Here is a 6,306-nt window from a genome sequence, read left to right on the forward strand (position 1 = left end):
TTGATTTCGGCAACCCCGGCTCATGTTATTTCGTTCGGACCTTGCAAATTCGGTTTAGAGGATCCCATTCTGCTTTTAAATCAAAGACCTGCATCAGCACGCGAAGCGGCACAACGGTGTAGCCATCGTCCACTTTGACAGAGATAACGTCGTTCGTCACCTCAAAGGGCACATTGGTAATGATGCGTTTCTTTCCGAGATAAAAGCCTACTTGCCGTTCATTATGATAAATCTCAGCTTTGGTGTAGTCTTCAGTGACGCTTGTCGATACTTTGGCGCCGATCGCGTCGGCGAATGCCTCAAGGGGGACCATCACGCGGCCGTCCTTGAAATAGGCCTTGGTCCTTTTTACGTCAATGACGGAATCATTTACCGTTAGGCCGTTCAGGGCGTCAGCCTCAGCGAACACCGGCGGCTCAGCTGGTGTTTGCTGTTCACCAGTATTAGGCGACGTTGTTTGATCCTTCTGGTAGACGACGTAATAACCATGGTGAGCGGCGCTGCACTGTACATAGCGTTTTGAGTTCTCGACGGAAACGCTGGAATCTACAGGGATCCACTTCTTATCATTGGCGTTCCAGTAAGCAATGGCCGGATCCATGATGTCTTGCACAGGGAATTTTAACATGGCCGGTTTATTCAAAAAGGCGCCCTGCCAAGTCAGTTCACCCGTAATCCCCAATCGAATCCCCATAAGTGGACGGATCGGCGAAAAGGGAGACTTGTCAAGTTCCAACCCGTCGGCTCGTTTCAGTCGAATGGCCAAATTGTGTTTGACCGCGCCTGCAGGCAGACTCAACAGCGTGCCGGTAGCCGGTTCTACAAGCGTCGTTTCAGGATCTGTCGTTCTGATCAGCGTTGCGTATGTAATGGTGTTTAAAGTCCGTTCCACTGTAGAGAAACCGATTCGATAAAAGGTCTGCTTATCTCGATAGACCGATTCGACCAGCCATTTTCCTGAACCGTCATTTTTGCGAATCAAGCTGAATACAGCGACCTGAGCCGCCTTATATCCGTCAGGAAACTCGCCGAAAGAAATCTGACCCTTCCTATCGTCTACCGGTTCCACTTTGAACGGTTTTTTCGCATCAATCTTGCCGATAAAATGAACCGCATAGAGCGCCCGATTCCGAGTTGCGTCAAGATAGCCTCCATAACCGAGCATCGTTGTTCCCGCATAAGCGCGTAAGTCGCCGGAAAACCAGATGTAATCGTCAACGGTGTCTCGGAGTACCGTCAAATCATTTTCGCCGGCTCCCTGAACCCAATCGACGTTAAAATTATTGTCCGCCCAGGCTTGGGGCGGCGTTGCTACACCCAAGGCCAGGAACATGGACAATGTGATGGCGATGCAGCGATGCGTCCACCTGTTACAGCCCATTCTTACAACAGCCTCCTTTTTCTCCTTTATTGAATCTGTATTGTTCCGCTAGTATGTACTATTTCGACCAAACTTTTGTTAACCCTTCTTTTTTTAGCGTTATGATTTCGTCGAGAAAGACCGCTCAGACGATCAATCCAAACGGTCTTCCCTTTTATCTATTCCATTCTTTATCCTATCGTTTCAGGCTATTCGCCTGCCCCAGCATCTCATCGGACGTCTGGATCGCCTTGGTGTTCACCTCATAGGCGCGCTGGGCCGTGATCATGGCCACCATCTCATCGACGACCTGCACGTTCGAAGACTCCAGGTAGCGCTGGGCGATAGTCCCCCGCCCGTCTACACCGGCGTCACCCCCGGCGGCCTCACCGGAAGCAGTCGACTGGGTCAGCAGGTTGCGGCCTTCCCGGTTCAGGCCTGCCGGGTTGGGGAAGGTGTAGAGTTGGATGCGCTGGCCCGTGTCTACCCGCTCGCCGTTGACGTCCTTATAGGAGATCATCCCGTCAGAATTGATGTCCAGTTCGGTGGCGCCTTCCGGCAGCGGGTCGAAGCCGTCGAGGCGGAAACCGTCGGCGTTGACCAGGTAGCCCTCGCTGTCGAGCTTGAAGCTGCCGTCGCGGGTGTAGTAGGGCACAGCGTCATTGTTGGGGTTGGTCAGCCGGAAGTAGCCCTGTCCGGTAATGGCCATGTCATAAGGGTTGTCTGTTTGCACCATGTTGCCACCAGAGGTAATGGTGGTGATGGAACTGGGACGCACGCCGGCGCCGACCTGCATCCCCGTGGGGACCTGAGCAGTCGCAGCCCGGACGGTGCTGTAGAGCAGGTCCTGAAACTCGGCCCGGCTCTTTTTGTAACCGTTGGTGTTCACGTTGGCCAGGTTGTTGGAGATGGTATCCATATTCAACTGCTGGGCGATCATGCCCGTCGCCGATGAGTACAACGCTCGCATCATGCCGGTTCACCCCTTCATCAATGTAATCTACAGATACATTCGAATGACAATTCAGAAGGCCTTCCATCAATCCAGCCTTCCCGGGCTCCCGCCATGCGGTCCGGCCCGGTCATCTTACACTCTCCCCAGTTCTCCGCAAGCCTTTTCCAGTGTGCCGTCTTGCGATTGAATCGCCTTCTGGTTGGCTTCATAGGCGCGGGATGCGGTGATCATCTGCACCATTTCCTGAACGACGTTGACATTGGCCAATTCCAGGGCGCCCGACTTGATCTCTGTCTCCCCGACAGCGAGATCCCGCACGCCGCCGCCAGCCCCCTGTTCATTCAAACGGTAGAGGCTCTCTCCAGCCTTGAGCAAGGGGGGCGCCTGATCCGGCGCTGCGTCATCCACCCCGACGATGCGCAGTTGGGCGACTTCGACGTCGCCGCTGAAAACCCGTCCATCGCTGTCGATCCGTAGGCTGCCGCCCTGGGGTACGTTTACGTCGCCAGCCGTTCCCTGCACCGCATAGCCATCGGCAGTCACCAGCGCGCCGTTGGAACGGAGGGTGAACTGACCGTTACGGGTGTATCTCTCGCCCTCGGGTGTGTTGACGACAAAATAGCCCCGGCCCATGATCGCCAGGTCGGTTGGGTTTTGGGTCACCCGTACGCCGGGATTGCTGGGATCGGTCCAGATGGCGTCTACAACAGAACCTGTGCCCACCCTGCCGATGACCGGATTCTTCTCTGCCTGGCCAGCTTCGGAGGGGCTGAAATCATGCATGCGACGGATGAGCATCTCGGGGAATTCTCGGAAGACGGCGCGATCTTTTTTGAAAGACACCGTATTAACGTTCGCCAAGTTGTTTGCTGTCACATCTTGATTTGTCTGCTGGATCAGCATCCCTGATGCAGATGTATATAGACCGCGGATCACTGCGCCTCTCACCTCCCAATGGTGTTGCGACCACGCTTCGTCGGGACCATTTCCCTTGTATATCAATAGTGAGCCCGAAATCAAATGCTATAACTCATTCCGAGATCAAAAAAGACAAACAAAAAACAAAGGGCATCTCTTTTTTTATCGATCTGGCCCAATAGCAACTTTAGCGCCATTTTTTCGGATCGCAAATAAAATATTCGAATATTCCATTGTGTTTATGGCCCGGATAAGAACCACTTTATGCGTAACCAAAACGCCGGGGTTACCTTCCCCGGCGTTGCAGCACTTCCTGAAGATAGGCGGTGAACTCCTCGGCCAGATCGTCCCTTCGCAATGCGTAATCGACGGTCGCTCTCAGGTAACCGATCCGGTCGCCCACATCATATCGGATCCCTTCAAACACGTAGGCGAAGAGCCCCTTGCCGCAATCGGCGTGGAGGGCGTGCAAGGCGTCGGTCAATTGGATCTCGCCGCCCTTGCCCGGCGCCTGGTTTTCCAGGATGCAAAAAACCTCCGGTTCGATCACGTACCGTCCCATCACGGCCAGATCGGAAGGGGTCTTTTCGGGTTCGGGCTTTTCCACGATGGCGTCCAGTTTCCACAGGTTTGTTCCTGCTTCGGCGGCCAGGGAGACCATCCCGTAGCGGCGGCTGTGCTCCCGGGGTACGGGCTGCACCCCCACGACGGTTCCCCGCACCTGATGGTAGGCCTCAATCAATTGACCGATACAGGGCTTATTGGCGTGGATCACATCGTCGCCCAACAGAACGGCGAAGGGTTCGTGACCGATGAAGGAACGGGCGCAGTAGATGGCGTGGCCGAGCCCGAGGGGTTCCTTCTGGCGGACATAATGGATGTCGGCCAGACTGCCGATCTGCCTCACCGTGTCGAGCAGTTCCCATTTCTCCCGCTCTTCCAAAAAGACTTCCAGTTCCACCGAGCGGTCGAAGTGATCCTCGATCGCCCGCTTGTTGCGACCGGTGACGATCAGGATATCTTCGATGCCGGCGGCAATCGCCTCTTCGATGATAAACTGGATCGTCGGTTTGTCGATGATCGGCAGCATCTCTTTCGGCTGGGCTTTCGTGGCCGGCAAAAAGCGCGTCCCCAACCCGGCAGCGGGGATGATCGCTTTACGAACCTTCTTGTGCACGTCGTCGTTCCCACTTTCCTGCGAAAATGAACGGAAGCCGTTGACGGCGCCCACTTTAAGTATGTCTCAGCCCAACTCGGATTACATCACTTTTTTAGACAGGATGGTATTTTTCTGCAGGTAATTCAGCATCCCCAGCGCCAGCCCCGTTCCGAGGGCCACACAGGAGATGGCCTCTTCGGCCACATGGACGGGGAGCTTCGTCTCTTTGGCGATCAGCGTATCAAGACCGCTGAGCAGTGAGCCGCCGCCGGTCATGACGATGCCTTTGTTCATGATGTCAGCAGCCAATTCGGGCGGCGTTCTTTCCAGCACTTCCTTGACACCGCTGACGACGGCCTCGATGTTTTCCTGCATGGCCCGGAAGGTTTCCATTGCAGAGACGCGGACTGTCTTGGGCAATCCGGTGACCAGATCGCGGCCGCGGATTTCGGCAAACTCCTCCCCTTTGCGTCCTGACGGGTAGGCGGTGCCAATGCGGATCTTCAATTCCTCCGCCGTCCGCTCGCCGATCATCAGCGAGTGTTCTTTGCGGATGTAGCGGACGATGGACTCATCGAACTTGTCCCCGCCGACGCGGAGCGACTTGGAACAGACAATGCCTCCGAGGGAGAGGACGGCGATGTCTGTCGTGCCGCCGCCGATGTCGACGACCATGGAGCCGGAAGCCTCGGAGATCTCCAGGCCGGCGCCGAGGGCGGCCGCCAGGGGTTCTTCGATGAGGTATGCCTGCCGTGCCCCTGCCTGAAGCGCCGCCTGGCGCACCGCCCGCTCTTCGACTCCGGTAACGCCGGAGGGGATGCAGACCATGACACGCGGTTTAAAAAAGAAAGACTTGCCACAGGCTTTCGTGATGAAGTAGCGGAGCATCCGTTCTGTCACATCATAGTCGGCGATGACACCGTCGCGCAAGGGCCGGATCGCCACGATATTGCCCGGCGTCCGACCAAGCATGCGTCGCGCCTCTTCGCCAACGGCGATGATCGAGCCCGTGTCCTTGTTGATGGCGACGACGGAAGGCTCCATTAACACAATGCCTTTGCCTTTAACAAAAACCAGCACGCTGGCTGTTCCCAAATCAATCCCGATATCGACATTTAAACCAAACACGCCCTGTCCTCCTAGCCTACTTTTCCTGATTCGATACTATGTCAAATACAGTATACCCTGTCGAATCCATGCAGCCAAGGGGAAAAGGGCACGAAATTTCCGGGTTACAGTGCTTCCTGGTACTTTCGCCGGGTCGCCTCTCCGCCGCGGATATGGCGCTCCGACTTGTTGTGGTCCAGGATGCTTTTCACTTCTTCCGCTAACTCAGCATTGACAGAGGGAAGGCGCTCGGTCACATCTTTATGGATGGTGCTCTTGCTGACACCGAAAACTGTGGCCGTTTGTCGCACTGTGGCGGACGTATCCAAGATGTACTGGGATACCTCCAGCACCCTTTTGCGAATATACTCCTGCATGCCCGGCCCTCCCTCTCCCGAAAAGTCAGTAGATTATATGAGGGAGGGCAAAAAAAAGAACGACCAGGCTCTGCCAGTCGTTCCGGTCGTCTCCTTAAACCTAGGGAATACCATCCCATCCGTCTATCTCACCTGTAATCGCTCCAGTAGTGGCGGTTTTTCCTAAACTAACCCAAAGCTTGGTGCTCATGGGAACACCATACCACTTTAATGAGATGCTAGAGGATGGGCTGTTTGGGGTACATGTAACTTTTTGCGTCCCTAGACTAGTGCCACCGACCGATTATAGCTGATTTTACTAAGTCAAAGCAAACAGTTACTTGGCTGGATCCTGGTGCTAATCTTTGTTGTCCAGTAAGGCAAAATGTACCACTATTGATATAAAAGTTACTCGTTGACTTATTACCGCTCGGTTTCAACACCCCTACCG

The 6,306-nt window shown here is 54.9% G+C and carries 6 protein-coding genes; all 6 read right to left on the reverse strand.

Annotated features, from left to right (window positions below):
* Positions 1-25: 25 nt before the first annotated feature.
* The 6 genes from GTO91_RS07435 to spoIIID all read right to left on the reverse strand — a co-directional run bounded on the left by GTO91_RS07435 (position 26) and on the right by spoIIID (position 5,876).
* Positions 26-1,381, reverse strand: coding sequence for a copper amine oxidase N-terminal domain-containing protein (locus GTO91_RS07435; protein WP_161257169.1), 1,356 nt, complete (start codon positions 1,379-1,381; stop codon positions 26-28).
* A 175-nt stretch (positions 1,382-1,556) separates the two neighbouring features.
* A complete protein-coding gene (flgG, locus tag GTO91_RS07440) occupies positions 1,557-2,333 on the reverse strand; it encodes a flagellar basal-body rod protein FlgG (RefSeq protein ID WP_161257172.1) in 777 nt (258 codons plus the stop codon).
* Positions 2,334-2,447: 114 nt separating this feature from the next.
* Positions 2,448-3,251 carry a flagellar hook-basal body protein gene (locus GTO91_RS07445; protein ID WP_161257175.1) on the reverse strand — a complete coding sequence of 268 codons (804 nt, stop codon included), beginning with the start codon at positions 3,249-3,251 and terminating at the stop codon, positions 2,448-2,450.
* Between the two features lie 268 nt (positions 3,252-3,519).
* On the reverse strand, positions 3,520-4,410 hold the full coding sequence (galU, locus tag GTO91_RS07450; protein WP_161257178.1) for a UTP--glucose-1-phosphate uridylyltransferase GalU: 891 nt from the start codon (positions 4,408-4,410) through the stop codon (positions 3,520-3,522).
* 81 nt (positions 4,411-4,491) lie between these two features.
* Positions 4,492-5,520: a rod shape-determining protein gene (gene mreB, locus GTO91_RS07455; protein ID WP_161257181.1), complete on the reverse strand. Its 1,029-nt coding sequence runs from the start codon at positions 5,518-5,520 to the stop codon at positions 4,492-4,494.
* 104 nt (positions 5,521-5,624) lie between these two features.
* Positions 5,625-5,876: a sporulation transcriptional regulator SpoIIID gene (spoIIID, locus tag GTO91_RS07460; RefSeq protein ID WP_161257184.1), complete on the reverse strand. Its 252-nt coding sequence runs from the start codon at positions 5,874-5,876 to the stop codon at positions 5,625-5,627.
* Positions 5,877-6,306 lie beyond the last annotated feature (430 nt).

It is taken from the genome of Heliomicrobium undosum (assembly GCF_009877425.1).
GTDB classification, from domain to species: Bacteria; Bacillota; Desulfitobacteriia; order Heliobacteriales; family Heliobacteriaceae; genus Heliomicrobium; species Heliomicrobium undosum.

Bases quoted from the DNA above. Each gene is read 5' to 3' on its own strand.
- spoIIID (WP_161257184.1), bottom strand. From the start codon at position 5,876: ATGCAGGAGTATATTCGCAAAAGGGTGCTGGAGGTATCCCAGTACATC.
- GTO91_RS07435 (WP_161257169.1), bottom strand. From the start codon at position 1,381: ATGGGCTGTAACAGGTGGACGCATCGCTGCATCGCCATCACATTGTCC.
- flgG (WP_161257172.1), bottom strand. From the start codon at position 2,333: ATGATGCGAGCGTTGTACTCATCGGCGACGGGCATGATCGCCCAGCAG.